The following is a 25,947-nucleotide window of genomic DNA, read 5'->3' as shown; positions in this document are numbered from 1 at the left end:
GATAATGAAATGGTTCTACAACTTGAAGATCGCCACCAAGCTGATCGCCGCGTTTTTAGCCGTGATCGTACTGGCTGCAGGCCTGGGCATTTTCGCCATCAACCAGATCGACAAGGTCAACCGCGCCTCTACCGAGATAGCGACCAACTGGCTGCCGACCATTCGTACGCTGGCTCGCCTGAAATTCACGACCTCGCGCATCCGCAGCTTTGAACTGCAGCATATCGTCGCCTCCGACCCCAAGGAGTTCGACGAAATGGAGCAGAGCGCCAACCAGCAGCTGCAGGTCCTTACGGCGGCACGCAAGCGGTACGAGAGCCAGATTACCGAACCGGAAGAGCGCGCCATCTATCCGGAAGTCGGCAAAATGCTGGACGTTATCGTCGCCGAACATCCCAAGATCATCGCCCTTTCGCGCGAGGGCAAGAGCGCTGAAGCACGCACGCTCATGAAAGGCGAGTCGACCAGGAACTATCTCAAAGCCATCGAGCTTCTCGACCAGCTGACCGCCGTCAACGAGCGCGGCTCGGACATCTCGAACAAGCTCGCCGACGATACCTACGCCAGTGCGCGGCTGTGGATCATCGGCATGCTGGTCCTGTGCATCGTCGCGGCCATGACGCTGGCGGTGATGGTCGCGCGCATCATTTCACGGCCGCTCACGGAAGCAGTCAAGGTCGCCCGCCAGGTGGCCGACGGCGACCTGACCGCGGACATCAGGCAAAGCAGCGAAGATGAGACCGGCCAGCTGCTCGGCGCACTCAGGCAAATGAACGACAACTTGCTGCACATCGTCGGCAGCGTCCGCGTCGGCACCGACACCATCGCCACCGCATCCAGTGAAATCGCATCGGGCAACCTCGACCTGTCCTCGCGTACCGAAGAACAAGCCGGGTCCCTGGAAGAAACCGCGTCGGCGATGGAAGAACTGACCTCGACCGTGAAGCAGAACGCCGACAATGCCCGCCAGGCCAACCAGCTGGCGACGACCGCATCGGAAGTCGCCGTCCAGGGCGGCACGGTGGTCGGCAAGGTGGTCGACACCATGGGCTCGATCAATGAATCCTCGCGCAAGATCGTCGACATCATCAGCGTCATCGACGGCATTGCCTTCCAGACCAATATCCTGGCGCTGAACGCGGCGGTGGAAGCGGCCCGGGCCGGCGAACAAGGCCGGGGTTTTGCCGTCGTGGCGTCGGAAGTGCGCAGCCTGGCGCAGCGCTCATCGGCCGCCGCGAAGGAAATCAAGGCCCTGATTGACGACTCGGTCGCCAAGGTCGACGTCGGCAGCAAACTGGTGGAAGAAGCCGGCTCGACCATGGATGAGGTAGTCAGCAGCGTCAAGCGCGTGACCGATATCGTGGGAGAAATCTCGTCCGCCACCCAGGAGCAAAGCACCGGCCTGGAGCAGATCAACCGGGCTATCGCGCAGATGGATGAAGTCACCCAGCAGAATGCCGCGCTGGTGGAAGAAGCCGCGGCGGCGGCCCAGGCGCTGCAAGAACAGGCCGGCAAGCTGGCGGAGACCGTCAGCGTCTTCAAGCTGGACGGCAATGCGGCCGCGCCGTCCGCCGGCGTCAAGGCGATGCCGAAACGCCCCGTAGCCGTTGCTGCAAAAACCTCCACCAAGCCGGCTCTGCGCGTCGCGGCGGCGTCCAACGGCAAAGCCGTTACCGGCCCGGCACTTGCGCAGGAGGAAGGCGCCTGGGAACAGTTTTAAGGCGGCGAGGTTTTACCTGAGGCCAAGCCGTTTTGCCATGCGGTTCAGGTTGGCGCGGTCCACCCCCAGTTCGCGCGCAGCGGAGGCCACATTGCCGCCGTTGCGCGCCAGGCAGGCGCTGACCAATCTGCGCTCGTAGGCACTCACGGCGTCGCGCAGGCCGCTGCCGTTCTGCAGGTCCAGCTCGGACTGGACCTGTTCTTCATGCGCTGACAACGCCACCGCCTTCTCATTGGAAAGATCGAAATCCTCGGCCGCCAGCGTCAGGATGCGCGGCCGCTCGGGATGCTTGCCGAGCGTCTTGAGCGCGGTGCGGGCGATCACGTGTTCCAGCTCGCGCACGTTGCCCGGCCAGCGGTAATTGAGCAGCACTTCCTGCGCATCGGTCGCCAGCCGCAGGCTCAGCAAACCCAGCCGGAAACGGTTTTCTTCCAGGAAAAACCCGCTGATCAGCAAGATGTCGTGGCCCCGCTCGCGCAACGGCGGCACCGCCAGCGGATACACGCTGAGGCGATGGTAGAAGTCGGCGCGATAGCGGCCCAGCCGCACTTCTTCCTCCAGGTCGCGGTTGGTGGCGGCGATCACGCGCACGTCAACCTTGTGTTCCTCGTCCGACCCGACCCGCTGGATCTGCCCGCTTTGCAGCGCACGCAGCAACTTGGCCTGCACCGTCAGCGACAACTCCCCCACTTCATCAAGGAACAAGGTGCCGCCGTCGGCCAGCTCGAACTTGCCGCGCCGGTCGCCGACCGCGCCGGAAAACGCCCCGCGCACGTGGCCGAACAGCTCGCTCTCGACCAGGGTTTCCGGCAACGCGGCGCAATTGAGGCTGATGATGGGTTTGCGTGCACGCGGCGAGGCGGCGTGGATGGCGTTGGCGACCAGCTCCTTGCCGGTGCCGGTTTCGCCGGTGATCAGCACGGTCATGTTGCTCGGACCGGCCAGCCGCACCTCTTTCATCATCCGCTTGTGCGCCGGACTCTGGCCGATCAGCTCGCGCCGGCTCTGGTTGGCGGCGAGCCGGTAGGCTTCGGCGCGCTGGCGCTCCTGTTCGCTGGTCTCGGCAAGATCATGGATGCGTTCGGCAACATTGACGGTCGCCGCCGCCAGACTCGCGAAGGCCTGCAGCGAGGCCGTATCGACCGAATCGAAGCGGCCCGGCCCGAGCGCGTCCAGCGTCAGCAAACCCCAGGGACGGCCGTTCATGGTGATCTGGCATCCCATGCAATCGTGGACGTGGAGTTCGCCGGAATGCGCTTCGACCAGGCCGTCGTAAGGATCCGGCAAGGACGAGTTGGCCGGAAAACGCGTCGGCGGCAGGTTCGACAACAACACGCGAAAGCGCGGATGTTCGCTCACGCGGAAGCGCCGGCCCAGCGTGTCGCTGCTCAGGCCGTTGATCGCCAGCGGCACCAGCACCTCGCCGTCGAGCCGCAACAAGGCGGCGGCGTCGCAGGGAAACAGCATGCGCAGCGTATCCAGCAGGCGGCGGTAGCGCTCGCTGTCATGCAGCTCACGCGACAAGTCGGCCACCAGCGGAATCAACGCGTCCAGCATGAGCTTTGGAGTCATTTTTACCCTTTTCGAGTCAATATGACTCGGGTCGATTTGACTCGGTCATTTTTTAAGTGACTGATTATAAAAGATTTTTACTCTGGCATGGAGTTTGATTAAGAAGGGGCAGGAAACGAGGATTCCCGACCTCCCGTCTGCTTGTTCAACCCTGAAAGGTACCGCCATGCTCTCCGACGCCCACCGCGCCATCGTCAAATCCACCGTTCCCCTGCTCGAAAGCGGCGGCGAAGCGCTGACCACGCATTTCTACAAGATGCTCATGCGCGACTACCCGCAAGTCATCCCCTTGTTCAACAAGGCCCACCAAGGCAGCGGCGACCAGCAGCGCGCATTGGCCAACGGCGTGCTGATGTACGCGCGCCATATCGACCAGCTCGAACAACTGGGCGGCCTGGTCACCACCATCATCAACAAGCACGTCGCGCTGCAGATCCAGCCGGAACATTATCCGATGGTCGGCGACTGCCTGCTGCGCGCCATCCGCGAAGTGCTGGGCGCGGAAATCGCCACCGACCAGGTCATCGAAGCCTGGGCCGCCGCCTACGGCCAGCTGGCCGACATCCTGATCGGCGCAGAGGAAAACATCTACCAGGCCACCGAAAAAGCCGACGGCGGCTGGCGCGGCCTGCGCAAGTTCGTGGTGGTGCGCCGCGTCGACGAGAGCGAGGAAATCACCTCCTTCTACTTCGCGCCTGAAGACGGCAAGGCCATCATGGAATACCACCCGGGCCAATACATCGGCCTGTGCGTCACCGTCGACGGCGAGGAAATGCGCCGCCAGTACTCGCTGTCGGCCGCGCCGAACGACAAGATGTACCGCATCAGCGTCAAGCGCGAGCCAAACGGCAAGGTCTCGAACTTCCTGCACGACCACATGACGGTCGGCAAGCAGATCGACCTGATGCCGCCATCGGGAGAGTTCACGCTGACCCCGGGTGAACGCCCGCTGGTGCTGATCAGTGGCGGCGTCGGCATCACGCCGATGCTGGCGATGCTGGACGCAGCGCTGCCGAGCAAGCGCCCGGTCGTGTTCATCCACGCAGCGCGGCATGGCGGCGTACACGCCTTCGGCAAGAAAATCGCCGACCTGGCGCAGGAACATCCGCAGTTGCAGCATTACTTCTGCTACGAGCAACCGCGCGAACAGGACCAGGCGCCACATGCGACCGGCTACATCGATCGCGACAAATTGGCCGGCTGGCTGCCGGAGTCGATGGACGTGGACGCCTATTTTGTCGGTCCCAAGTCCTTCATGAAGGCAATCAAGCGCCACCTGCACGAGCTGGGTGTACCGGCGGCGCAGAGCCGTTACGAGTTCTTTGGCCCGGCTGCTTCGCTGGATTAAGCACCGCGCGCCGGGCTGAAGGCAGTCCGGCGCCGTTTCAGACCTGACGAGAATGAGATACCGATAGAAACTCCATGGACATCGACAAATACAAACACCAGCACACGGTCATCTTCGACAACATCCGCAAGCTCAAGGAGTTTTCCCATCTGGGCATCGCCGAGCACGCCGCCGACATCGCCGCACAAGTGATCAAGATGAGCTCCGTCATCAAACTGCACCTGTCGATCGAGGACAAATTCCTTTATCCCGCCTTGCAGGAAGCCAACAATCCTCGCCTGGCCACGATGGGCAAGCAATACCAGCATGAAATGACCCACATCGCCGAAGCCTATGGCGAATTTGCACGCAAATGGAATGATGCCGGCCACGTGGCGGCTGATCCCGACGGCTTCCGCAACGCCGCCAACAAGGTGCTGAAAGTCCTGTTCGACCGCATGCAGCGCGAAGACCGCGATTTCTATCCGATGATCGAGAACGCCTGAAAAGCCGTTGTTGCCCGCTTAGCTGCTTAGTTGCTTACTTAGCTGCTTAGCCGCTGAGCTCTTCCAGGATCGTCCTCACGCGTCCCAGCGCCGTCTCGATGTCGAGCGACTCGATGGCGCCATAGCCGAAGAACAGCGCCGGCTCCGGCTTGACCCGGTAGTAGAACTCGTCCAGCGTGTACAGCGCGACGTCGACCCGGCGCGCCAGCCGCAGCAATTGCGCCATGTCGACTTCGGCCGTCATCTGTGCCGCCAGGTGGAAACCGGCAGTCGTCGGCACCGCGCGCATCCAGGGTTTGAGCGCACCGTTGAGCGCGGCATGCAGCTTTTCGCGGCGTGCGACATAGATGCCGTGGCAGCGGCGGATGTGCTTTTGCAGGTAGCCCTCGTCAATGAACCTCGCCATCGCCCACTGGGTCAGGGTCGGCGTATGCCAGTCCGACAAGCCCTTGACCACGCTCATGGCGCGCAAGATCGACGGCGGCGCAATCACGTAGCCGACGCGCAACTCCGGGTTCATCGACTTGGAAAACGTGCCCACGAACGCCACCAGCCCGTCCTGGTCCATGCTTTGCAGCGAATCCATGGGCCGCCCCTCGTAACGGAACTCGCTGTCGTAATCGTCCTCGATGACGATGGCCCGCAATTCACGCGCGCGCGCCAGCAAGGCCGTGCGCCGCGCCGGGCTCATCGGCATGCCGAGCGGAAACTGATGCGCCGGCGTCGCATAGATCAGGCGTGTTCCATCCGGAATCAGATCGACCCGCATCCCTTCGTCGTCCACCGGCACGCTCTCCACCCTGGCGCCTTGCGCCGAGAACAGCATGCGCGCGGGCGGATAGCCGGGATCTTCCACCGCCACCACGCTGCCCGGCTCCACCAGCACCCGCGTAATCAGGTCCAGCGCCTGCTGCGCGCCGTTGGTCACTAGTACATCGGCAGCCGTGCATTGCACCCCTCGCGAGAACGACACATGGCGCGCGATCGCCTCGCGCAAGGCCGGCACGCCTTCGGTCTCGGCGTAGAAGCCGCGCGCCTCATTGACCTGGCGCAACCCGTACAGCACGCACTGGCGCCACTCTTCCTGCGGAAATTGCCTGCGCACCGGGATGCCGCCCATGAAATCGTATTGCGAGCGCGTTTCCGGGCCGACGTGCCGCATCAGCAGCGGGAACGACTGATCGAGCCAATGCGCGATCAGTTTGCCGGCGGCGAGGTCGCTGCTTTCGAAGCGTTTCGGCTTGGCTTTCGGCTCGGCCGGCGCATTGACGAAGGTGCCGCTGCCGGCCCGGCCCACCAGCAGCTTGTCCAGCGTCAGCCGCCCATAGGCTTCCGAGACGGTCTTGCGCGACAGGCCCAGCTGCGTGGCCAGCAGGCGCGACGGCGGCACCTGTTCCCCCGGCGCCAGGCGGCCGCTCTGAATGGCGTCGCGCAGCTGGCGATACACCTGCCCGGCCAGATCCTTGTTGCCCTCAATGACGATGTGCAATTCCATGCGTCGCCCGCTCCCTTGTATTCGTGTTTTTTGCCGGTGGTCGGCTTGTGGTTGGCTTGTAGTTCGCTGTCCGCGATTCTAGCCGTGCCACCGGAAGTGGTCTCCTGTTTTTTCGAGAAATTGGTTATCCGCGACGACGAGTGGTCTCCTTATGATGACGTCACTGGCTCAGCAAACAAGCGATACAGCCAAGACCAATTTAACGATTCACTCAACTTGCCAAGGAGCATCACCATGGAACAACGCGTCGATTTCTACAAAGCCTCCCCTGAAGTCCTGAAGGGCATGATCGCCCTCGAAAACGTGGTCGGCAAGCTCGGCCTGGAAACATCCCTGCTGGAACTGGTCCGCCTGCGCGTGTCGCTCATCAACGGCTGCGCCTTCTGCGTCGACATGCACACCGCCGACGCCCGCAAGGCCGGCGAAACCGAACGCCGCCTGTACGCCGTGCCGGTCTGGCGCGAAACCCCGTTCTTCACCGACCGCGAACGCGCCGCCCTGGCCTGGAGCGAATCGCTGACCCTGATCTCGCAAACCGGTGCTCCCGATGAAGACTACGCCCTGGCGCGCGCCCAGTTCACCGACGCAGAACTGGTCAACCTGACCCTGGCCATCAACACCATCAACGCCTGGAACCGTTTCGCCATCGGCTTCCGCAAGATGCCGGTCGCCTGAAACGGCGACGGCCACGGACAAGGAGCCTGACATGCGATTCCTCCCCTCTGCAAAAAGCGCACTGCTCGCCGCCTTGTTGGCCCTGGCGGCCGGCGCCGATGCCCACGACGGCAAACATGGCGATGAAGTCGTCACGCCTTTGCAGCATCAGGCCCTGTCCGATGCCCCCGGCAAAAGCGGCGTCATGGCGATAGTCGCTTACGGCCCCGGCCAAAGCTCGGTGCCGCATCGCCATCCCGGCTCCATCTTTGCCTACGTGCTGGAAGGCGAAGTGGTCTCCCAGCTGCAGGGCGGCGCCCCGGTGACCTATAAAGCGGGCGAGTCCTGGTACGAAGCGCCCGACACGCCGCACCTGGTGTCGCGCAACGCCAGCACTACCAAACCGGCAAGGCTGCTGGTCTGGTCGCTGGTGCAGGATGGCAGGCCGTTGACGGTACCGCTGGAAAAGTGACTCATCCGGCGCATGCTCCCGCTTCCGCAATCCGGAAAGCGGGATTTTCAGCTTTTCCTTTCGGAAATTTCAGCTTAAGTTTCAGCGCAGGTCCCGGCTTCCTGTAAACTTGCGGGATGCGCTTATTTTTACTTGACTGGTTCGGCTGGTCGTTCTTGTGGATGCTGCCCCTGCTGGGCAGAGTATTACTGTCCTTGTTGTCCGGAAAAGGCCTCGGCGGACGCGGCTCCATCCGTATCTGGCTCGGCACCCTGGCCATCCTGTGCGCCAGTAGCGCCCTCGAGGCCATGCTCCGTTCGCAAGGCGATACTGCACTGGAAACCGACCTCCTCGGCCAGGCGCTCGCACGCAACGTCACCCTCGCCTTCGGTAAGCTGGTCGCCGTCCTTGTCTTGATGGCAACAGGAATGATCGGCCTGTTCTGGCTGTTCGGCCGCCGCAAGGCCAGGATGGACCTCGATGCCGACATCGGCTCCCTGCCGCTGCAGGCTTCGGTGCCGCGCCGCACCCAGGCCAATATCGCTCCCACCATCCGCAACATGCCGGCAGCGCAGTCGCACCGGACTCCTCCGGCGCAACCGAAACCGCCAGCCGCGCCCGCCTTCGGCAACCTGACCCGCAAGCGCGATCCCTGGCCGCTGCCCAATGAATTGCCGCGCGCCGCCCATCCTGCGCATACCGCCGCCGGCAACTGGCCCGGCGCTGCGCTGCAAAAGGCCGAACCGCCCAAACGCCCGGCGCGTCCCGCTTCCGAATGGGCCGCATTCGAATCGCTGCGGCCGACCCAGGCGATGCTGGCCCGTTCGGCTTCCGGTCAGCAGCCGGAAGCGCCGGCGCATACCGCGGCGCTCAAGCCATCGCTGGCCACCAGCATCATCAGCAAACCGAAGATCACGCCCATCGCCGGCAGCAGCACCAAGGTCCGCATCAGCACCGCCAGCGACCGCAGCCAGGCGATTCCGACGTCGCTGAGCGCTGCGCTGCGGGCGCGCGAGCCTGCTCCGCCTCCGGTTACCGCGCCGATTCTAGAGCCGGTGCTGCAGCAGAGTGCGCCCCAGACCGCCGCCTTCCATGCGACCGAGCCGGAACCGGAAGTCATCACCGCCTCCGAGCCATTCAATATCATCGACACCCGCATCGAACCGGTTGCCGCAGCCATTCCCGAGCCGACCCACGCTGCACCTGCACCTGCATCGGCCCCGTCGTTGCTATTTGAGGAACCGGTCCAGGAACCTCCGGTTGCAGCCGCCGCCCCCATGCAGATCCGCACCTGGACGCAAGCGCCTGCTGCTCCTGCTCCTGCTCCTGCTCCTGCTGCCCCCGTGGTGACAGCCGCGCCGGTGCGGCCTTATCGCCCCACCGAAGTTCCCCTGCCCGGCATCGAGTTGCTCGACCAGGGCAGCGACGCGCCGGTCGAGATGGACGAAACCCAGCTGCTGGAAATCGGCCAACTCATTGAGCAGCGCCTCAAGGAGTTCAAGGTCCCGGTCACCGTACTGGGCGCCTACGCCGGTCCGGTCATCACGCGCTTTGAAATCGAACCCGCGCTGGGCGTGCGCGGCGCCCAGATCGTCAATCTCATGAAAGACCTGGCGCGCGCGCTCGGCCTGACCTCGATCCGCGTGGTCGAAACCATCCCCGGCAAGACCTGCATGGGCCTGGAGTTGCCCAATCCCAAGCGCCAGATGATCCGCCTGGCCGAGATCATCCGGTCCGAAGCCTACGCCCGCTCGGCCTCGCACCTGACGCTGGCGATGGGCAAGGACATCACCGGCGTCCCGGTCGCCACCGACCTGGCGCGCGCGCCGCACATGCTGGTAGCCGGCACCACCGGCTCCGGCAAATCGGTGGCGATCAACGCCATGATCCTGTCGCTGCTGTACAAGGCCACGCCCGACGATGTGCGCCTGATCATGATCGATCCGAAGATGCTGGAGCTGTCGGTCTACGACGGCATCCCACACCTGCTGGCGCCGGTCGTGACCGACATGAAGCTGGCCGCGCATGCGCTGTCGTGGTGTGTCGGCGAGATGGACAAGCGCTATCGCCTGATGTCGGCGCTGGGAGTGCGCGGCCTGGCCGGCTATAACCAGAAGATCGCCGACGGCATCGCCGCCGAGAAGCGCGTCAAGAACCCGTTCTCGCTCACGCCCGATGCCCCCGAACCGCTCGATCCGCTGCCGATGATCGTGGTCGTGATCGACGAACTGGCCGACCTGATGATGGTGGCAGGCAAGAAGATTGAAGAACTGATCGCCCGTCTGGCGCAAAAAGCCCGCGCCGCCGGCATCCACCTGATCCTCGCGACGCAGCGTCCGTCGGTGGACGTCATCACCGGCCTGATCAAGGCCAACATCCCGACGCGCGTGGCCTTCCAGGTGTCGTCCAAGATCGACTCGCGCACCGTGCTCGACCAGATGGGCGCGGAAACGCTGCTCGGCCACGGCGACATGCTGTTCCTGCCGCCGGGCTCGGGTTATCCGCAGCGCGTGCATGGCGCGTTCGTCTCGGATGAAGAAGTCCACCGCGTGGTCGAACACCTGAAAGCCCACGGCGAACCGCAGTACGAAGAAGCAATCCTGGCCGGTCCGGCCTCGGAAGAACCGCAGCAAGGCGACATGTTCGGCGAACCCGGCGATGAAGCCGACCCGCTCTACGACGAGGCCGTGGCCTACGTCACGCGCAGCCGGCGCGCCTCGATCTCGTCGGTGCAGCGCCAGTTCCGCATCGGCTACAACCGCGCGGCCCGCCTGGTGGAACAGATGGAAGCCGCCGGCATCCTGTCATCGATGTCCAAGAGCGGCAGCCGCGACGTGCTGGCGCCGCCGCCACCGGAGTTGTAGGAACCGGTTCACGATCCAGGACGCACTGCTGGTGCTGCGCCCCTCTGTTTGGCAGGGACCGCGCCAACAAGGAAAACGCCGCCGTTTCGATGCAGATCGGGACGGCGGCGTTGTTGTTTGCGGCGTTGAGCGATAAATGACGTGGCGTAGCGTCGGGCGCGTAAACTGCGCAGACCAGTTTGAGAGTTTTCTCATATAAATCGAATTTTCAAATTGTCATAATTGCGCAACAGATTTAGCAAACAACATATTTCAATTCGAATTTATTTCGAGTTCAACAGTTATTTGTAAGGCGCCAATCATGAACAAACAAGTCGTTCTGCTCTCCGCCCTCCTAGCTTCCTCGCTGGTCTCTTTCGCCGCTCGGGCCGTCGACACGACTGAACTCCAGGTCAAGGGTTCGATTCGTCCTTCGGCGTGCATTCCGAGTTTTACCAATGGCGGCGAGGTCGATTTTGGCACCATCCGCGCTGCTGATTTAAAGGCAGGCAAATATACCGCGCTTCCGGTGAAACAAATTAACTTCAATGTGTCATGCGATCAGTCTCGAACGATTGAACTGCTCGTGCACGACAACCGTGCTGCTTCGTACGTCAGAGGTAGCTACACCGGAATTTACGGCGGAGAAGACGATGCCGTACAGGTTTTCGGACTCGGCTCAGTTGACGGCAAGAAGGTCGGTGGCTACAGGCTGGTCATGTCTGACATCACTGTCGACGGCACCCCGGCGACGTCGGGTTACATGGCTCGCCCTTTATACGGGAAGGGATACGCTCCCGGCGGCGTGCTGGCCAATAACACAGGCTATTACTTCGTGTTTATTGTTACCTGGCCCTATGCGGCAGCATCGAAGTTCCTGAACGTCAAAATCAACGTTGAGGCACTCCTCAATAAACCGGAAAATCTGAATCTGACAGGCGATATCCCGCTGGACGGTTCTGCGACGTTCGAGATCAGATATCGATAACGTCGTCCAGCAACCAGAAAGGCACGCCGACCGGACAAGAACTATTGACTCCGCTCAGGCAACCGGATCGATGGTCTTTGTCATGAGCTGCGAGTAACCGCCATCAGTGACGCGATGCAGTCGCCGACCGCGTTAATCGTGCGAACCAGTTTGAGAGTTTTCCCATATCTCGCCGCGCCGAAGTTACAGACAATGGCTTTTTTCTAACTCTGCAACGAGGCGCTTATGTTGAAATTTAATTTGTATCCCGCTGTGCCGTACGGCGCGTCGCGGGTCAGGTCAGCGGCTACGGATAAGGTGCCATTGGTCGGCATGCGTCATTTTGTTAAATGGTGTTTGGCCTGCATTCTTGTTCTTTGCTCGGGATCGGCTCTCGCGCAACAATATGGCTGTACAACCATTGCTGGAGGGAATTATGTCGTAAGCATCGGGACGGCAAGTATTCCTTTAAATGCCGCCATCGGTTCGACCGTGATACCCAAGTCGCCTCAACCGGGAGCCTCCTATCGCATAAGCTGTAGTAATTCAGGGGGGCGTATCACCGCCTATTACAAATTTAGTGTCACTGGTGCGCCCGTCAGCGGTTACACCGACGTCTATCCGACAAATTTGGCTGGCCTCGGCGTGCGCTACCTTTTCTCGCAAACGATTGGCAACAACTGCGGCATGAACGACGATCAGACTATCGAGAATTCCAGCTATACAGCCAATTGCTGGGTGTCAGCGTATAGTCCCAATCTAAACTGGTCATGGCAGGCCTCCACGGAATTTGTCAAAACTGGAACTATCGCTGCTGGAACACTAACGTCGATACCGGCAATTAATATCACAGTCACGTCAAGTATTGATCAGGTGACTGTTTGGCAGCAAACGCCCATGTACACGGGCGGCGCAACAGGTAATGTGACCGTGCCCACCTGCGCGACACCCGACGTCGTCATCCCGATGGGCAATACAAATTTTTCCACTTTTAATGGCACCGGCACGATGAATGACAGGTGGAATAACACTACATTCAACGTCAACAATTGCCCGGTCGGCCTCACTCAGGTCTCGATCAAGTTTAATACGCCGCTAGCCGGTTGGCTGGATCAGGACAATGGCGTGTTCAAGCTCAACAATCCGACCAGCAGTACGACCGCACAAGGTATCGGCATCCAGATGAGCTTTGGCGCCAATAACACCCCCGTCGTCTACAACACCGCCCAGCCCCTGAGTGGCTACGAGGCGATCAAGACCACCGGCGGCAGTTTTTCAGTGCCGATCGGTGCGCGCTACGTCAAGCCGGCGTCCACAACCCGGCTTGTTGCCGGTCAGGCAAACGGGGCGGTAGTCTTTGTCATGAGCTACGAGTAAATCCCGGCGCTCCCGCCACTTATTTCCCCACCCTCGCCGTCTTGCCAATGAACATAAAAATCATCAGCGTCGCCATCAGCTCCACGATGGCGATGGTGGTCAGGCCCTTGCCGTACTGGCCGGTGGTGGTTTTGAGATAGCCCAGCAGCTGCGGTGAAAAATACCCGGCCAGATTGGCCACCGAATTGATCACCGCCAGGCCCACCACGATCGCAGAACCGGACAAGAAGCGTCCGGGTAATTGCCAGAACACCGGAATCGCGCCCATCGTGCCGGCCGACGACAGCGCCAGCGCGAACACCACGCCGGCGGCGCTCTTCTCTCCCAGGAAATACGCTGCCAGCAATAGGCCCAGCGCGCCGATGGCGGCGGCCACTGCGGTATGGATGCGCACTTCCTTGTTGCGGTCCGACAGGTAGCCGTTGAGCAGCATGCCCAGCCAGCCGCAGCAATAAATCCCGCCCATCACCCAGCCCAGCGTCTTGATGTCGGTAAAGCCAACCTCCTTGACCAGGCTCGGGCCGTAGTACACCAGCGTGGCGTTGCCGGCGATGATGCAGAAGAACACCATGATCAGCGCCCACATGCGCGCGCTGCGCAGCGATGCGAAGAAGCTGTGCTCGCGCGGACCCAGCGCCTGGTCCTCGGCGGCCAGTTCGGTCTCGACGTGTTCTTTTTCGCGCGGGCTGAGCCAGTGCGCGTCGCGCGGACGGTCCGTCAGCAGGAAATACGCTGCCGCGCCGGCCACGATCGACGGAATCCCTTCGATCACGAACAGCCATTGCCAGCCCTTGAAGCCGCCCAGGCCCTGCGACAACTCCATGATGTAGGCCGCCAGCGGACTGCCGACCACCAGCGAGACCGCCGACGCCGAAACGAAAATCCCCAGCGCCTTGCCGCGCCGGTGCGTCGGCAGCCAGTAGGTCAGATACAGGATCACGCCGGGTTGCAGGCCGGCTTCGAACGCCCCCATCAGGAAGCGCAGGACGTAGAACTGCGTTGCGGTCTGCACCCAGGCCATCAGTACACAGGTGATGCCCCACCCGATGGTGATGCGCATGATGGTCTTGCGCGCGCCGAACTTTTGCAGCGCCAGGTTGCTCGGCACCTCGAAGATGAAATAGCCGATGAAGAAAATCCCGGCGCCGGCGCCGTACACCGCGTCCGACCATTGCAGATCGCTCATCATGGTCAGCTTGGCGAAGCCGACGTTGACGCGGTCGACCCAGGCCAGGAACCAGATCAGCGTGACGAACGGGACAATGCGCCAGATGACGCGGCGGAAGGTGATGTCGCGCTCTTCCACGGCGGTGTGGGCAGGCGCGGCTGCGGCGATGGTGGTCATGGGCTCCCCTGTCTTGGATGAATCGAATATTGAATTCGGGACGGCAGACGTTGATTTGCACCACGACTGTGCGCACCAATCAAGTTTGCCGCCCTCTTCCCGGCAAGCAGCATCCATGCCACTGCCGGAACGGGACCTCATCCGAATGTCGGGGAAAATTGTCGGGGAAAAATGTTGTTGGCCGGGACGGCCCCGCCGTTACAACGAACTATCGGCGCCCTGCAAATCCCTGCCGCGCAGGGCAAAACCGCGCTGGGCCTTGCTGACATTGCTCGGCGTCAGCGGAATCGCCTGCCGCAGCGCCTGCGCAAACGCCAGCAGCTCGCCGGTGTCGCCGGACTTCAGTTCCAGCTCGATCTCGCAGATCGGCTGGGTTTGCCCGCCTGCCTCGACCACGCCTTCGTCCAGCGCGACTTCGACCTCGGTGCCCTGCGGCAGGCGCAACTGCCAGGCGGTGCGGCGAAAGCTGGTGGTGAAGACTGCCTCCAATTGCTGCGACAATCCGGGCAACTCCAGCGCGGTGCGCGCGGTCGGGTTGTCGACCAGCGGCAGCAGCTTGTCCAACTCGATGCGCGGGCCGGCGACTTCGCATTCCCACTCGTGGCGCTGATGCAGGCCCGCCGCGACGCTGCCGCCGCCCTTGTAGGTCTGGATCCACAGCGCGCCGGCCTTGCGCACGCGCAGCGCCGAGCGGTGCTGTTTCAGGTGTAATGCCGGCGTGTCGAAATAGGTGCTGAACAGGTCCTGCGATTCCGGCGCCGCGACGGCGTGCTCGCTGAGCAAGGGCAAGGCGCGAAAAGCGTCAACGCTGTCCGCGGCAATCAGTAATTTGAGTTCGATTTCCATGGCGGGGAGTTTACCTGCAAACCTGCCGTAACCTGTCGTATCATGGCGAACTTTGCTTCATTGAGCCTCTCATGTCCGACCTCGCGCCAGAATCCCCCGATACCGAAGAACCCGCCACCGATATTTCCGATGTGATCCAGGAAGCGCGCCTGTGGCGCGATGAAGGCTGGACTGCGCGCATCATCAAGAATGACGACGATGACGGCTGGGCGGTGGAGATGACGCGTGAAGGCGAACGCGAACCGACGCTGATCGGTCCGTGGACCATGGGCCGCGACAAGAAGAACCCGAAACCGATGGACAAGAATGCCTTCAACACGCTGGTGAAGACGGCTTCGGAATTCCGCCGCCGCAGCGAACAGCAACTGCACGCGCAATTGCACAAGCACGTGAGCGTTGACGGTCCGGACGGCAGCATCAAGGTGACGCTGGATATCGTTCCCGACGACGACTTCCCGTATGCCGACCTGAAGGCCTGGGACGACATGGGCGAAATGGTGGCCAAGGTGCAGGTGGCGCCCAACTTCAAGCTGAGCGCCGCCAGCGCCGAACGCTGGGTCGAAGGCGGTTACCGCAAGCCGACTTCGGGTTGAGAACACCTTAGGGCCTGCCACATTCGAGCCAATAGAAAACGGCAGACGCGAGGTCCGCCGTTTGAGTTTTTGCGCTTGCGCGCTTGTTAAGCTTGTTTATCCTGTCAGACGCGGTAGATCTTTTCTCCGGTCTGGACAATCTTGAATTTGGCGTCCGACAAGGGATCGAGCGCACGGCCGTCAGCCAGCTTGTAGGTCTTGAGTCCGGGCGGGGCCGCCTTGTCTGCTTCTTCCAGCGCCGTCTGGTACACCTCGACGTGATAAGCGCCTCCTGTCTTGCCTTTGGCGTCGAATTTTTCAACCAAATCCATATGTGTCTCCTCGTGGTTTCAGGTCAGTGCCGTTTTCGGGTCGGTGCCGTTATAAAGATAGCAGATTTATTTTTTTGCGCGACAGAGATTTGAAGATATTTACGCCGCATTCCCACCGCATCGTGAAAACATGAAAAACTAGCGTTCCGCCGTCCCTCCTATCCAGCCCACATGCCTTTCCTGACGCACAACAAACAACCACGAATTCACTACGACATCATCGACGGCGACCCCGCAAAACCCTGGCTGGTGTTCCTCCACGAAGGTTTGGGTTGCACTGCAATGTGGAAGGATTTTCCGCAGCGTTTGTGTGCGGCGACGGGCTGTCGCGGGCTGCTGTACGATCGTCTCGGTTACGGCCTTTCCGATGCACTGCAGCAAACGCGTGCGCCCGATTATCTGCACCGCTATGCGCTGGATGAACTGCCCTCCATTCTCGTGGCCTTGTTGCCGCAGCAAGCCTATATCCTGATCGGCCACTCCGACGGCGGCAGCATTGCCTTGTTGCATGCGGCACAGCGTGCGCCCCTGCTGCGGGCAATTGTCACCGAGGCGGCGCACGTTTTTGTCGAACCAGTGACGCTGGACGGTATCCGGGCAGCCGACCGCGCCTATGCCGACGGCAAGCTGAAAGGGTTGCAAAAATATCATGGCGACAAGACCGGACAGATCTTCAAGGCCTGGTCCGAGACCTGGCTTGCCCCCGCCTTCGCCGACTGGAACATCGAGGCCGATTTGCCGCGCATCGCCTGTCCGGCGCTGGTGATGCAAGGGGTTGACGATCAGTACGGGACGCCGGCGCAGGTGGACGCCATCGTTGCTGGCATCGCAGGAAGCGCGGGCGGACACCTTGGGACGGCGCGCCCGGCCATGCTCGCCGGTTGCGGCCACAGTCCGCATCAGGAGCAGCCGCAGGCGGTGCTCGAACTGATGCGCGACTTCGTCCTGGAACAGGTCGCCGCGACGGCAGCCTGAACACCTAGAGCGTCGCCACCTGCTCCAGGAACGACGCCACCAGGCGGCTGTCCTTGCGGTCGGCCAGGCAATAGATGTAGGTGTGCGTGCTGACGGGGTTTCCTTCAATCCGCAGCAGTTTCAATCGCGGGTCCGGCACGAACTCCGCCTCCGATACGGCCCCCAGTCCGATGCCCCGCGCCACCGCCTCGCGCAGCGCTTCGCGGCTGCCGATCTCCATCACTACGCGCGGCATGACGTCGGCTTCCTTCAGCACCTTCTCCAGTGCCAGCCGGGTGGTTGAACCCTGCTCGCGCATCACCATCGGCTGGCCGTGCAAGTCCTGCAAGGCGATGGAATCGCGCTTCGCAAACGGATGGTCGACATGGGCGAACACCACGATGGCGTGGTCGGCGTACGGCACCGCCACAAAGCGCGGATCGTCGTTGAAGCTGGCCAGCACGGCGACGTCGGTGACGTAGTTTTCCAGGTCGGCCATGGTTTCGGCGGAGTTGCCCATGCGGATCGACAGCTCGACATTGGGAAACTTGCGGCGATAGGCGTCGACCATTTCGATCACGTGGAACGGCCCCACCGCCCCCAGCTTCAGGTGGCCGATATTGAGCACGCCGGAGTTGTACAGCAGGTTGTAGGCGTCGAGTTCGAGTTCGGCGATCTTTTGTGCGATCGGCAACAGGCGCTGGCCGGTGTCGGTCAGGTCGAGCCGACGGCCGCGGCGATAGAACAGTTCGACGTTGTGCTGGCGCTCCAGCGCCTGCACCTGCGACGTCAGCGTCGGCTGGCTGACGCCGAGCGTGCGGGCGGCGGCGCTGAAACCGCGATTGCGGGCGACGGCGAGGAAAGCGCGGAGTTGTGAAGGCGTCATCTATAGATTCCATCAATAGGTAATCGTCAATCTCCTGATTATATCGATAATAAAGGCGTCACAAAAGCGCCTTAATCTTGCGGTCATGAATCCAAAACCCGCATGGACACGCTGTCCCGGCGGGCCACCTCTGCATCCGATCACTACCGCCAGGAGCATCATGAAAACCCTTTCCGCCTTGTTACGTCCTTTGGCCTTGTGCCTCAGCCTGGTTTCGGCCTCGGCTTCGGTCTCTTTCGCCGCCCAGCCGCAACAACTGACCGTCGGCCTGATCCCTGCCGAAGACTCCCAGGCCATGCTGGAGAACAGCAAGAAAGTCATCGACAGCTTGCAGGAACAGCTGGGCATGCCGGTCAAGCCTTTCATCGCCACCGACTACAACGGCATCATCGAAGCGCTGCGTTCGAAGAAGCTCGACGTCGCCTACCTCGGCCCGTTCTCGTACGTGCTGGCCAGCTCGATCGCCAACGTCGAAGCCTTCTCCGTCGCCGAAACCAAGAAGACCGGCAAGAGCGCCTACAAGAGCCTGATCATCGTGCGCAAGGACAGCGGCATCGATAGCGTCGCCGCGCTCAAAGGCCACACCATGGCCTTCGTCGATCCGTCGTCGGCCTCGGGCCATCTGTTCCCGACCGCGGGCCTGCAAAAGCAAGGCGTCGAGCCGAACAAGTATTTTTCGCGCGTGATCTTCTCCGGTTCGCATGACGCCAGCATCCTCGCCGTCGCCAACAAGAAGGTCGACGCCGCCGCCGTGGCCGACCGCATCCTGGCCGCCGCCATCGCCAAGGGTGTAGTCAAGCAAAGCGACTTCAACATCGTCTGGACCTCGCCGGACATTCCCGAGTCGCCGATGGTCTGGCGCAAGGACCTCGATCCCGAACTGAAGAAGAAGATCGCGGCCGCCTTCGGCAACATCAAGAACGTCGAATGGGGCGACCAGGGCGTGCTCAACGGCTTCGTACCGACCAATGACGCCGCCTACAACGTCGTGCGCGACACCGCCCGGATCCTCAATCTCGACCTCAAGGCAATGAAATGATCAGGATCCGTTCGCTCACCAAGCAATACGGCAGCAATGCCGTGCTGCGCGGCATCGACCTCGATGTCGCTCCCGGAGAATTCCTGGTCGTGCTGGGACCGTCCGGCGCCGGCAAGTCGACCTTGCTGCGCTGTATCAACGGCCTGGCGACGCCGACTTCCGGTGAACTGGTGGCGGCCGGATTCGATGCCACCGATGCGCGCAACGGCAACATCCGCAAGTTGCGCCAGCAAGTGGCCATGATCTTCCAGCATCACAACGTCGTGCCGCGCCTGTCGGTGCTGAAAAACGTGCTGACCGGCCGGCTCGGCCAGACCGCGACGCTGAGCTCGGTGCTGCAATTGTTCAGCCGCCAGGATGTGGCGCTGGCAATGGATTGCCTGCGCCGCGTCGAACTGGAACACAAGGCCGGGCAACGCACCGATGCACTCTCCGGCGGCCAGCGCCAGCGCGTCGGCATCGCCCGTGCCTTAGCGCAGCGCCCGCAAGTCATCCTGGCCGACGAACCGGTCGCCAGCCTCGATCCGAAAACCTCGCGCCTGGTGCTGCAGTACCTGCGCGCCGCCTGCCGCGAACTCGGCATCACCGTGGTCTGCAACCTGCATCAGGTCGATTACGCGCGCGAGTTCGGCGACCGCATCGTCGGCCTGGCCAGCGGCAAGCTGGTGTTCGACGGCCGCGGCGATGAACTGCGCGAGTCGCACCTCAACCTCATTTATTCCGGCCTGGACCAGGTCAAGGCGCAGGACGAGACATACGCCGCGCGACAACCGTCGGAAATGATCCTCGAAGGAGCCCTGTCATGAACACGCCTTTGTCCTCGCCCTCCCGGATTGACGGCGCAAGCTATCACGACTACGTCTGGACCGGAGCCCGTCCGCTGACCCTGCGCTCCTGGCTGCTGTCGGTCGCCGCCGTGGCCGCAGTCGCCTTTATCCTCGCCTGGAGCGCGCAAGGCACGCAACTGAGCTGGGGAGAACTGGCCGACGGCCTGCCGCAGATCGGCGACTTCCTGAGCCGCTCCTTCCCGCCCAACTGGAAGATCCTCGGCAACCTGGTCGGCCCCGCCGTGGAAACCGTCCAGATCGCCATCTGGGGCACGCTGCTGGGCGTGATCGGCGCGATCCCTGTGTCCTTCCTGGCGGCGCGCAATCTCAACCGCAACCGCGTGGTGTACCAGTCGGTGCGCCAGCTGCTCAACGTCACGCGCAGCATCAACGAGCTGATCCTGGCGCTGGTGTTCGTCTCCGCCGTCGGCCTCGGTCCTTTCCCGGGTGTATTGGCGCTGGCGTTGCACGGCGTCGGCATGGTCGGCAAGTTCTTCGCCGAGAGCATCGAGGAAATCGACGACGGCCCGCTGGAAGCCCTGCGCGCCACCGGCGCGCGTCCGCTGCAGGTGATCGTGTTTGGCGTGCTGCCGCAGGTCATCACCGCCTGGATCGCCACCGTGCTGTATCGCTTTGAAGTCAACCTGCGCCAGGCCACCGTGCTCGGCATGGTCGGCGCCGGCGGTCTCGGCTTCGAACTGGTGAGCAGCCTGAAGCTGTTCAAGTACCAGGACACCGCCACCTGCATCGTGGTCGTCACGCTGATGGTGGTGGTCGCCGACACGATCTCCAGCCGCCTGCGCCAGATGATCCAGGACGGCAAGGTCCATTAAGAGCCGCTAATAAAACACCGTTGGCGGCGTTGCTTCTCCTTGCCGTACCTTCGTACTGTCTGCGTCGGCGCGCCTTGCCACCGGCGTTTTATTAGCGGCTCTAATTTTGTCCTACTTTTAGCAAAGAACCCCATGTGGAATTATCACAACCCGGTCGCCATCCAGGCCGGCAGCGGCAGCCTGGCGCAATTGCCGGCGCTGCTCAACGGCAGGTGCGCCCTGCTGGTCACCTTCCCCGAAGCCTCCGCGCTGGGACTGGAAGCACGCATCGCGCAATTGCTCGGCCCGCAGCTGGCCGGCATTGAAAACACAGTGCAGCCGAATCCCGACGTCAGCTGGCTGGCGCCGATGTATGAGCGCGTATGGCGCGAACATGCCGGCGTCGATTGCATCGTCGCCTTCGGCGGCGGCAGCGTGATCGACTGCGCCAAGGCCATGCTGACGCGCACGCCTTCGGGCCGCTTCGGCGAATTGCTCGCCCATTTGCGCGATGGCGCGCCGTTGTCCGGCGAAGGCGCAAAGACGCTGGTCGCCATTCCCACCACCGCCGGCACCGGCAGCGAAGTAACCCCCTGGGCCACGATCTGGGACGCCGACGCCGGCAGCAAGTATTCGCTGCACCAGGCCTGGACCTGGCCGGCGGCGGCCATCATCGATCCGCAACTGATGCTGAGCCTGCCGCAGGGCATCACGCTGGCCAGCGGCCTGGATGCGCTGTCGCACGCGCTGGAATCGATCTGGAACGTCAACCGCAATCCGGTCTCCTCCGCCCTGGCCGCCGCCGCTGCCCGCAGCATCATGGCAACGCTGCCCGGCCTCATGGCGCAGCCGCGCGAGCTGGCGTTGCGCGAACGCATGGCCACCGCTGCGCTGCAAGCCGGCCTGGCGTTCTCGAACACCAAGACCGCGCTGGCGCATTCGCTGTCCTACGACATCACGCTGCACCACGGCGTCGCCCACGGCATCGCCTGCTCGTTCTCGCTGCCGCACGTGATGGCGCTGGCCTTCGGCAACGATGCCGCCGTCGATGCGGATATTCTGGCCGGTGATGTAGGCCGCGGCGTCGGACGCCAGGTGCGAGGCCAGCGCCGCGACTTCGCTCACTTTGCCGTAACGCGCCATCGGGATCATTTCCTTGATGCCGGGCTTTTCCGGCAGGCTGTCGATGAAGCCCGGCAGGATATTGTTCATGCGGATGTTTTCCGGTGCGTATTTGTCGGCGAACAGCTTGGTGTAGGCCGACAGGCCCGCGCGAAACACGCTCGAGGTCGGGAACGACTGCGACGGTTCGACCGCCGAGAAGCTCGAGATATTGATGATGGCGCCACCGCCCTGCTGTTGCATCAGCGGCGTCACCAGGCGCGCACTGCGCACCACGTTCATCAGGTAGATCTCCATGCCGAGCAGCCATTCTTCATCGCTGAGTTCGAGCACCTTGCCCTTGGGACCGTGGCCGGCGCTGTTGACCAGCACGTCGATGCGACCCCAGCGCGCGAGGCAGGCATCGACTGCTTTCTGCAGGTCCGCGACGGAGCGGTTGGAGCCGGTGACGCCGACGCCGCCCAGGCTGTTGCCGAGCGACTCGCCTTTTCCGGAAGAGGAAAGAATGCCGACGCCGAAGCCGTCGGCCGCCAGTTTTTGCGCCACGCCGGCGCCCATGCCGCTACCGCCGCCGATGACGAGGGCTACTTTGCTTGTGCTCATTTGCTGCTCCGTATGGATGAGATGCGATCAGAACGCGAAAGCGTACACGATCACCCGGATATTTGCCGGGCGCCATCATTTCCCGGAGCAACCTCCCATTTCAGCTAACCGCAATTGACATCGTGGCGCAGGGCGTCTTTGTTGACAATTTGCAACGATTCGAGCGGGGGCAGGCCGGTATTGGCTTTGAATATTTTGTCGGGATGCATGTTTGGTTTGATTCCGAAAATCTAAATGGTTATGATTCTCATCCATTACAAATGCTGACATTTTCCTTGCACCGTATCCGGCAGCGTTGGCCGGGGAATCGCCAACACCGCACGACGCGCTTTTTCATCTTTCAGAAATCACCATGACATTGCTTCCGCTTCCTCGCGCCATTGCAGCGCAAACCCGCTGTGCCGCCGCCATCGCCGCTGCGCTGATGACACTGTCCGGCGCCGCTTATGCCCAACAGGCAGCCACACCGGCTGAAACGCCGAATACGCTCGAGACCATTCAGGTCAGCGGCGACTGGCTTGGCACCGGCCTGCAAAACAGCGTGAAGACCTATCCGGGCGCGCGCACCGTGGTGAAGAAGGAGGAGATTCAAAGCACAGGCGCCGTTACCATCGGCGACGTCATGCGCCGCATTCCCGGTGTGCAGGTCACCGACAACTCCGGCACCGCCGGCGGCGCCATGTCGCTCAACATCGGCGTGCGCGGCCTGACCGGTCGTTACTCACCGCGCTCGACCATCCTGCTGGACGGGGTACCGATGGCTTCCGCCCCTTACGGCCAACCACAAATCTCGTTCGCGCCGGTCAGCCTGAACAATATCGAAGCGATCGACGTCGTACGCGGCGGCGGCGCCGTACGCTACGGTCCGCAAAACGTGGGCGGCATCATCAACTTCCGCACCCGCGCTATCCCGACGACACCTGGCGTGAGCGGCGACGCCAGCGTGCGCTACAACAGCTACGGCGAGGGCGGTTCCAGCACCCAATACACCGCATTCGCCGGCTCCACACTCGACAACGGCCTCGGCCTCGCAATGCTGTATTCCGGCACCGACGGCTCCGGCTGGCGCGCCAACAGCAACGAACGCATCAACGACTTTGCGCTGAAATTCCGCTACGAAATCAGCTCCAGCTCCGAAATCTACGGCAAGATTTCCTACTACGACGTCATGTCGCACACACCCGGCGGTCTGACCCCGGCACAATACAACGCCGACCCATTCCAGAACACGCGTACGCGCGACTACTGGAAAGGCAATCGCCGCGGCATCGACCTGGGCTATCTGAACACCATTTCCGATACACAGGAATTTGAAATTCGCACCTATTACAACGAGAGCTATCGCGAAAGCGCGCTGATCGGCGCCTCCACGACGCAATTGACGCATCAGCCGCGCTTCTATGAAACCATTGGCATCGAACCGCGCTTCACTCAGCGCCTCACTTCCGGCAGCGTCACCAATGACATCACCGTAGGCTATCGCTACATCGGCGAACGCGGTCACGACGACAACTTTGCCGAAACGATCGCAACCGGCGCCTATGGCGCGGCAACCAAGAACAAGAATCGCACCGATGCACACGCCGGTTATATCGATGACAAGATCTCCGTCGGCGCATGGCGCATCACCCCTGGTGTACGCTTTGAACACATCCAGACGACTCGTCAGAACGTAGCGTCAACAACCAAGTTCGAAGTCACCAACAACAAGCCGCTGCCGTCGCTCAACATCGCCTACCTTCTCACGCCAGAGCTCACGCTGTTCACCAACTACAATACCTCCTTCGGCGTGGTCCAGAATACGCAGTTGAGCGCGGCATCCGCACCAAACAACTTGCAACCGGAGCTGGCCAAGACGGCAGAACTCGGCGCACGGTGGAAGGGTGGCAACCTGTCCGCTGAAGCAACATATTTCAACATTCGCTTCGACAATCAAATCACGTTGATCGCCTCGCCGGACACTTATCAGAATCTCGGCAAGACCCAGCATGATGGTCTCGAAACTGCCATCGACTATGCATTCGACAAAGACGGTCTGTTCCGCGGCTTGAGTGTCTACGCCAACTACACCTATACACGCGCAGTACTCAAATCCGGCCTGAACTCGGGCAAGGACGTGCCGTTCTATTCACGCACCACCGATACTATCGGCGGGCGCTATCAGGCCGGTCCGTGGGGTTTCAATCTGTCGACCACGCATCAGAGCCGTCAATTCTCTGATGAAAGCAATAGCCAGATCGAAACCACTGATGGCAAGAATGGTCCGATTCCCGGCTATCGCGTCTGGAATGCACAAGTGGATTGGAAGGTACCCAACACCAGGGGCTTTGACGTAGTGGCAGGCGTCAACAATCTGACTGATCGCCGTTACTATTCACGCACCACCGACGGCAACCAAGGCCGCATCGTCGGCGCACCGCGCACCATCTACGTACAAGGCCGCTACGCGTTCTAAGCTTTCGCTCCCGGCAACGCAAAATCGCCCCGCATTCCGGTCATGCAGTCGACCGGAATGCGGGGCGATTTATTTTGCTGCGGACGCCGCCGAATCAACTCAGCGCCAGCCGCGATGCCAGCCATATTGCGGATGGCGCCAGCCCCAGCCGTAGTGCGCGTGGTACTCCCACACATAGCCCGGTCCGGGCGATGCATAGGCCGGTTGCACGTACACCACGCCCGGTGGCGGGGCGTAAGCCGGCTCGACATAAGCCGGGCGCACCGACGGCGGCGTCACCACGCAACCGCTGACGGCGACGACAACTGCCGCGACCGACCGATTGGGGAGATCTGACCAAGTCCGTTTATTTCGGCCATGTCGCGCTCAGTTCTCCGTCCTGGTCGGGTACGACGCATTTGATGGTGGAAGCAATCCTGCAAAGTTCCGGTTGGGACCGTGGGTGGTCGCGACTGCTCCAGATCGCCGCCAATTCGGCAGCCATTACGGAGCGCTCGTTTGGCGTTCCGGAAGGCGTCAATACCGGCCGTTACGGTATCGGCATGGTGATCGACTTCTTCGCCTTCGTCGGCAAGCGCAACGGTTTCCCGGTGGACTTCACCTATCCGGCAGTCACCAACTTCGTGCCGGCCAGCATCGGCTTGATCAACGGCGCCAGGAATCCCGTCGATGCGCGCAAGTTCATCGCATTCACGTTGTCCAATGATGGCCAGAAGCTGCTTCTCGATCCGCGTATCTCACGCATGCCGGTGGTGCCGTATGAACTGCTGCAAGGAAAGGTCGCGGCAGGATATCCGAAGCTTCCCGACGGCGCTGCCAAAAGCTCCTTGCATTTCAATGCCGGTCTGGCACAGGAACGCATTCGCCTAGTGACGACAATGTTTGATCAGAGCATCACGTTTCCGATCAAGGAGCTGCGCGCCGCAGCGCGGGAAATCTTCGCTGCCGAAAGCAAGCTGGCGGGACGCGACGACGCGGACGCCGCAGCATTGATTGTTCAGGCCCGTCAGCTTGCTTTCAGCCCGGTGGTGAGCAGCGAGGAATTGCAAGATCCAGCGCTGCAAAAGATTTTTTTTGGTCGCGTCGAGGAAAACAACATGACAGAAGCACAGCGGCACGACATCATGCTATTGGAGCGGCGCTGGAATTCCCGCGCCCGTGCCGGCTATGCCGAGGCGAGAATGCTGGCGCACCGTGCCGTCCTGCGATTGGGACCATGATGAACTCACTTCTTGGCATTGC

General features: G+C 62.0%; 23 protein-coding genes and 2 pseudogenes. 17 read left to right on the top strand and 8 right to left on the bottom strand.

From position 1 onward, the window contains the following. Positions 1 to 4: 4 nt before the first annotated feature. Positions 5 to 1,720: a methyl-accepting chemotaxis protein gene (locus F506_RS12640; protein ID WP_053197940.1), complete on the top strand. Its 1,716-nt coding sequence runs from the start codon at positions 5 to 7 to the stop codon at positions 1,718 to 1,720. A 12-nt stretch (positions 1,721 to 1,732) separates the two neighbouring features. Here F506_RS12640 and norR read toward each other — a convergent pair whose 3' ends face one another. Further along, positions 1,733 to 3,292, bottom strand: coding sequence for a nitric oxide reductase transcriptional regulator NorR (gene norR / locus F506_RS12635; RefSeq protein ID WP_053197938.1), 1,560 nt, complete (start codon positions 3,290 to 3,292; stop codon positions 1,733 to 1,735). 166 nt (positions 3,293 to 3,458) lie between these two features. Here norR and hmpA point away from each other — a divergent pair, with 166 nt between their 5' ends. Together hmpA and F506_RS12625 are read left to right on the top strand one after the other, a co-directional pair. Further along, positions 3,459 to 4,640, top strand: coding sequence for an NO-inducible flavohemoprotein (hmpA, locus tag F506_RS12630; protein WP_053197936.1), 1,182 nt, complete (start codon positions 3,459 to 3,461; stop codon positions 4,638 to 4,640). 74 nt (positions 4,641 to 4,714) lie between these two features. Beyond that, positions 4,715 to 5,125 (top strand): hemerythrin domain-containing protein, encoded by a 411-nt coding sequence (locus F506_RS12625; RefSeq protein ID WP_053197934.1) that lies wholly within the window; start codon positions 4,715 to 4,717, stop codon positions 5,123 to 5,125. A 46-nt stretch (positions 5,126 to 5,171) separates the two neighbouring features. Here the strand turns inward: F506_RS12625 and pdxR are convergent, their stop codons facing one another. After that, positions 5,172 to 6,620, bottom strand: coding sequence for a MocR-like pyridoxine biosynthesis transcription factor PdxR (gene pdxR, locus F506_RS12620; RefSeq protein ID WP_053197932.1), 1,449 nt, complete (start codon positions 6,618 to 6,620; stop codon positions 5,172 to 5,174). 234 nt (positions 6,621 to 6,854) lie between these two features. Between pdxR and F506_RS12615 the strand changes: the two genes are divergently transcribed. The 5 genes from F506_RS12615 (at position 6,855) to F506_RS23125 (ending at position 12,912) form a co-directional block, all read left to right on the top strand. Then, positions 6,855 to 7,295, top strand: a complete 441-nt coding sequence (locus tag F506_RS12615; protein WP_053197930.1) for a carboxymuconolactone decarboxylase family protein — start codon at positions 6,855 to 6,857, stop codon at positions 7,293 to 7,295. A 31-nt stretch (positions 7,296 to 7,326) separates the two neighbouring features. Next, complete coding sequence (locus tag F506_RS12610) at positions 7,327 to 7,746, top strand: cupin domain-containing protein (RefSeq protein WP_053197928.1); 420 nt, start codon at positions 7,327 to 7,329, stop codon at positions 7,744 to 7,746. A gap of 116 nt (positions 7,747 to 7,862) precedes the next feature. Further along, the gene (locus F506_RS12605) at positions 7,863 to 10,589 is read left to right on the top strand and encodes an FtsK/SpoIIIE family DNA translocase (RefSeq protein ID WP_053197926.1); all 2,727 of its coding nucleotides are present in this window, start codon (positions 7,863 to 7,865) and stop codon (positions 10,587 to 10,589) included. A 301-nt stretch (positions 10,590 to 10,890) separates the two neighbouring features. Then, the gene (locus tag F506_RS12600) at positions 10,891 to 11,556 is read left to right on the top strand and encodes a DUF1120 domain-containing protein (protein ID WP_053197924.1); all 666 of its coding nucleotides are present in this window, start codon (positions 10,891 to 10,893) and stop codon (positions 11,554 to 11,556) included. A gap of 225 nt (positions 11,557 to 11,781) precedes the next feature. After that, positions 11,782 to 12,912, top strand: a complete 1,131-nt coding sequence (locus F506_RS23125; RefSeq protein ID WP_144424048.1) for a fimbrial protein — start codon at positions 11,782 to 11,784, stop codon at positions 12,910 to 12,912. 19 nt (positions 12,913 to 12,931) lie between these two features. Here the strand turns inward: F506_RS23125 and F506_RS12590 are convergent, their stop codons facing one another. Beyond that, the gene (locus F506_RS12590; protein ID WP_053197920.1) at positions 12,932 to 14,257 is read right to left on the bottom strand and encodes an MFS transporter; all 1,326 of its coding nucleotides are present in this window, start codon (positions 14,255 to 14,257) and stop codon (positions 12,932 to 12,934) included. A gap of 198 nt (positions 14,258 to 14,455) precedes the next feature. Beyond that, on the bottom strand, positions 14,456 to 15,103 hold the full coding sequence (locus F506_RS12585) for a CYTH domain-containing protein (protein ID WP_053197918.1): 648 nt from the start codon (positions 15,101 to 15,103) through the stop codon (positions 14,456 to 14,458). Positions 15,104 to 15,174: 71 nt separating this feature from the next. Between F506_RS12585 and F506_RS12580 the strand changes: the two genes are divergently transcribed. After that, positions 15,175 to 15,696, top strand: a complete 522-nt coding sequence (locus F506_RS12580) for a hypothetical protein (protein WP_053197916.1) — start codon at positions 15,175 to 15,177, stop codon at positions 15,694 to 15,696. A 104-nt stretch (positions 15,697 to 15,800) separates the two neighbouring features. Here the strand turns inward: F506_RS12580 and F506_RS12575 are convergent, their stop codons facing one another. Beyond that, positions 15,801 to 16,007 carry a hypothetical protein gene (locus F506_RS12575; RefSeq protein WP_053197915.1) on the bottom strand — a complete coding sequence of 69 codons (207 nt, stop codon included), beginning with the start codon at positions 16,005 to 16,007 and terminating at the stop codon, positions 15,801 to 15,803. A 171-nt stretch (positions 16,008 to 16,178) separates the two neighbouring features. On the opposite strand from F506_RS12575, the gene F506_RS12570 reads away from it, so the two are divergent. After that, positions 16,179 to 16,982: an alpha/beta fold hydrolase gene (locus tag F506_RS12570; protein ID WP_053197912.1), complete on the top strand. Its 804-nt coding sequence runs from the start codon at positions 16,179 to 16,181 to the stop codon at positions 16,980 to 16,982. Between the two features lie 4 nt (positions 16,983 to 16,986). Here the strand turns inward: F506_RS12570 and F506_RS12565 are convergent, their stop codons facing one another. Beyond that, a complete protein-coding gene (locus F506_RS12565) occupies positions 16,987 to 17,847 on the bottom strand; it encodes a LysR substrate-binding domain-containing protein (protein WP_053197910.1) in 861 nt (286 codons plus the stop codon). Positions 17,848 to 18,007: 160 nt separating this feature from the next. On the opposite strand from F506_RS12565, the gene phnD reads away from it, so the two are divergent. The 4 genes and pseudogenes from phnD to F506_RS12545 form a co-directional block, all read left to right on the top strand. Then, positions 18,008 to 18,886: a phosphonate ABC transporter substrate-binding protein gene (gene phnD, locus F506_RS12560; protein ID WP_053197908.1), complete on the top strand. Its 879-nt coding sequence runs from the start codon at positions 18,008 to 18,010 to the stop codon at positions 18,884 to 18,886. Beyond that, complete coding sequence (gene phnC, locus F506_RS12555) at positions 18,883 to 19,692, top strand: phosphonate ABC transporter ATP-binding protein (protein WP_053197906.1); 810 nt, start codon at positions 18,883 to 18,885, stop codon at positions 19,690 to 19,692. The genes phnD and phnC overlap by 4 nt, the downstream gene beginning before the upstream one ends. Continuing rightward, positions 19,689 to 20,546 (top strand): phosphonate ABC transporter, permease protein PhnE, encoded by an 858-nt coding sequence (phnE, locus tag F506_RS12550; protein ID WP_053197904.1) that lies wholly within the window; start codon positions 19,689 to 19,691, stop codon positions 20,544 to 20,546. The genes phnC and phnE overlap by 4 nt, the downstream gene beginning before the upstream one ends. 132 nt (positions 20,547 to 20,678) lie before the next feature. Beyond that, positions 20,679 to 21,590 (top strand): annotated as a pseudogene (locus F506_RS12545) (iron-containing alcohol dehydrogenase); the annotation flags it as partial. Here F506_RS12545 and F506_RS22700 read toward each other — a convergent pair. After that, positions 21,561 to 22,250: pseudogene (locus F506_RS22700) on the bottom strand (SDR family oxidoreductase); the annotation flags it as partial. The pseudogenes F506_RS12545 and F506_RS22700 sit on opposite strands and share 30 nt — an antisense overlap. A gap of 122 nt (positions 22,251 to 22,372) precedes the next feature. On the opposite strand from F506_RS22700, the gene F506_RS23120 reads away from it, so the two are divergent. Then, positions 22,373 to 22,606 (top strand): hypothetical protein, encoded by a 234-nt coding sequence (locus F506_RS23120; protein ID WP_144423963.1) that lies wholly within the window; start codon positions 22,373 to 22,375, stop codon positions 22,604 to 22,606. Continuing rightward, on the top strand, positions 22,603 to 24,705 hold the full coding sequence (locus tag F506_RS12540) for a TonB-dependent receptor family protein (protein WP_053195581.1): 2,103 nt from the start codon (positions 22,603 to 22,605) through the stop codon (positions 24,703 to 24,705). Before F506_RS23120 ends, F506_RS12540 begins: the two co-directional genes overlap by 4 nt. 99 nt (positions 24,706 to 24,804) lie before the next feature. Here the strand turns inward: F506_RS12540 and F506_RS12535 are convergent, their stop codons facing one another. Next, positions 24,805 to 24,987, bottom strand: coding sequence for a hypothetical protein (locus F506_RS12535; RefSeq protein ID WP_053197902.1), 183 nt, complete (start codon positions 24,985 to 24,987; stop codon positions 24,805 to 24,807). Positions 24,988 to 25,010: 23 nt separating this feature from the next. Here F506_RS12535 and F506_RS12530 point away from each other — a divergent pair, with 23 nt between their 5' ends. Beyond that, positions 25,011 to 25,925, top strand: coding sequence for an ABC transporter substrate-binding protein (locus F506_RS12530; RefSeq protein ID WP_083457824.1), 915 nt, complete (start codon positions 25,011 to 25,013; stop codon positions 25,923 to 25,925). Positions 25,926 to 25,947: the final 22 nt, after the last annotated feature.

The sequence above is a fragment of the Herbaspirillum hiltneri N3 genome, assembly GCF_001267925.1.
GTDB classification, from domain to species: domain Bacteria; phylum Pseudomonadota; class Gammaproteobacteria; order Burkholderiales; family Burkholderiaceae_D; genus Herbaspirillum; species Herbaspirillum hiltneri.
This window is presented reverse-complemented; position numbering and strand designations above follow the sequence as displayed.

Bases quoted from the DNA above. Each gene is read 5' to 3' on its own strand.
- F506_RS12640 (WP_053197940.1), top strand. From the start codon at position 5: ATGAAATGGTTCTACAACTTGAAGATCGCCACCAAGCTGATCGCCGCG.
- norR (WP_053197938.1), bottom strand. From the start codon at position 3,292: ATGACTCCAAAGCTCATGCTGGACGCGTTGATTCCGCTGGTGGCCGAC.
- hmpA (WP_053197936.1), top strand. From the start codon at position 3,459: ATGCTCTCCGACGCCCACCGCGCCATCGTCAAATCCACCGTTCCCCTG.
- F506_RS12625 (WP_053197934.1), top strand. From the start codon at position 4,715: ATGGACATCGACAAATACAAACACCAGCACACGGTCATCTTCGACAAC.
- pdxR (WP_053197932.1), bottom strand. From the start codon at position 6,620: ATGGAATTGCACATCGTCATTGAGGGCAACAAGGATCTGGCCGGGCAG.
- F506_RS12615 (WP_053197930.1), top strand. From the start codon at position 6,855: ATGGAACAACGCGTCGATTTCTACAAAGCCTCCCCTGAAGTCCTGAAG.
- F506_RS12610 (WP_053197928.1), top strand. From the start codon at position 7,327: ATGCGATTCCTCCCCTCTGCAAAAAGCGCACTGCTCGCCGCCTTGTTG.
- F506_RS12605 (WP_053197926.1), top strand. From the start codon at position 7,863: ATGCGCTTATTTTTACTTGACTGGTTCGGCTGGTCGTTCTTGTGGATG.
- F506_RS12600 (WP_053197924.1), top strand. From the start codon at position 10,891: ATGAACAAACAAGTCGTTCTGCTCTCCGCCCTCCTAGCTTCCTCGCTG.
- F506_RS23125 (WP_144424048.1), top strand. From the start codon at position 11,782: ATGTTGAAATTTAATTTGTATCCCGCTGTGCCGTACGGCGCGTCGCGG.
- F506_RS12590 (WP_053197920.1), bottom strand. From the start codon at position 14,257: ATGACCACCATCGCCGCAGCCGCGCCTGCCCACACCGCCGTGGAAGAG.
- F506_RS12585 (WP_053197918.1), bottom strand. From the start codon at position 15,103: ATGGAAATCGAACTCAAATTACTGATTGCCGCGGACAGCGTTGACGCT.
- F506_RS12580 (WP_053197916.1), top strand. From the start codon at position 15,175: ATGTCCGACCTCGCGCCAGAATCCCCCGATACCGAAGAACCCGCCACC.
- F506_RS12575 (WP_053197915.1), bottom strand. From the start codon at position 16,007: ATGGATTTGGTTGAAAAATTCGACGCCAAAGGCAAGACAGGAGGCGCT.
- F506_RS12570 (WP_053197912.1), top strand. From the start codon at position 16,179: ATGCCTTTCCTGACGCACAACAAACAACCACGAATTCACTACGACATC.
- F506_RS12565 (WP_053197910.1), bottom strand. From the start codon at position 17,847: ATGACGCCTTCACAACTCCGCGCTTTCCTCGCCGTCGCCCGCAATCGC.
- phnD (WP_053197908.1), top strand. From the start codon at position 18,008: ATGAAAACCCTTTCCGCCTTGTTACGTCCTTTGGCCTTGTGCCTCAGC.
- phnC (WP_053197906.1), top strand. From the start codon at position 18,883: ATGATCAGGATCCGTTCGCTCACCAAGCAATACGGCAGCAATGCCGTG.
- phnE (WP_053197904.1), top strand. From the start codon at position 19,689: ATGAACACGCCTTTGTCCTCGCCCTCCCGGATTGACGGCGCAAGCTAT.
- F506_RS12540 (WP_053195581.1), top strand. From the start codon at position 22,603: ATGACATTGCTTCCGCTTCCTCGCGCCATTGCAGCGCAAACCCGCTGT.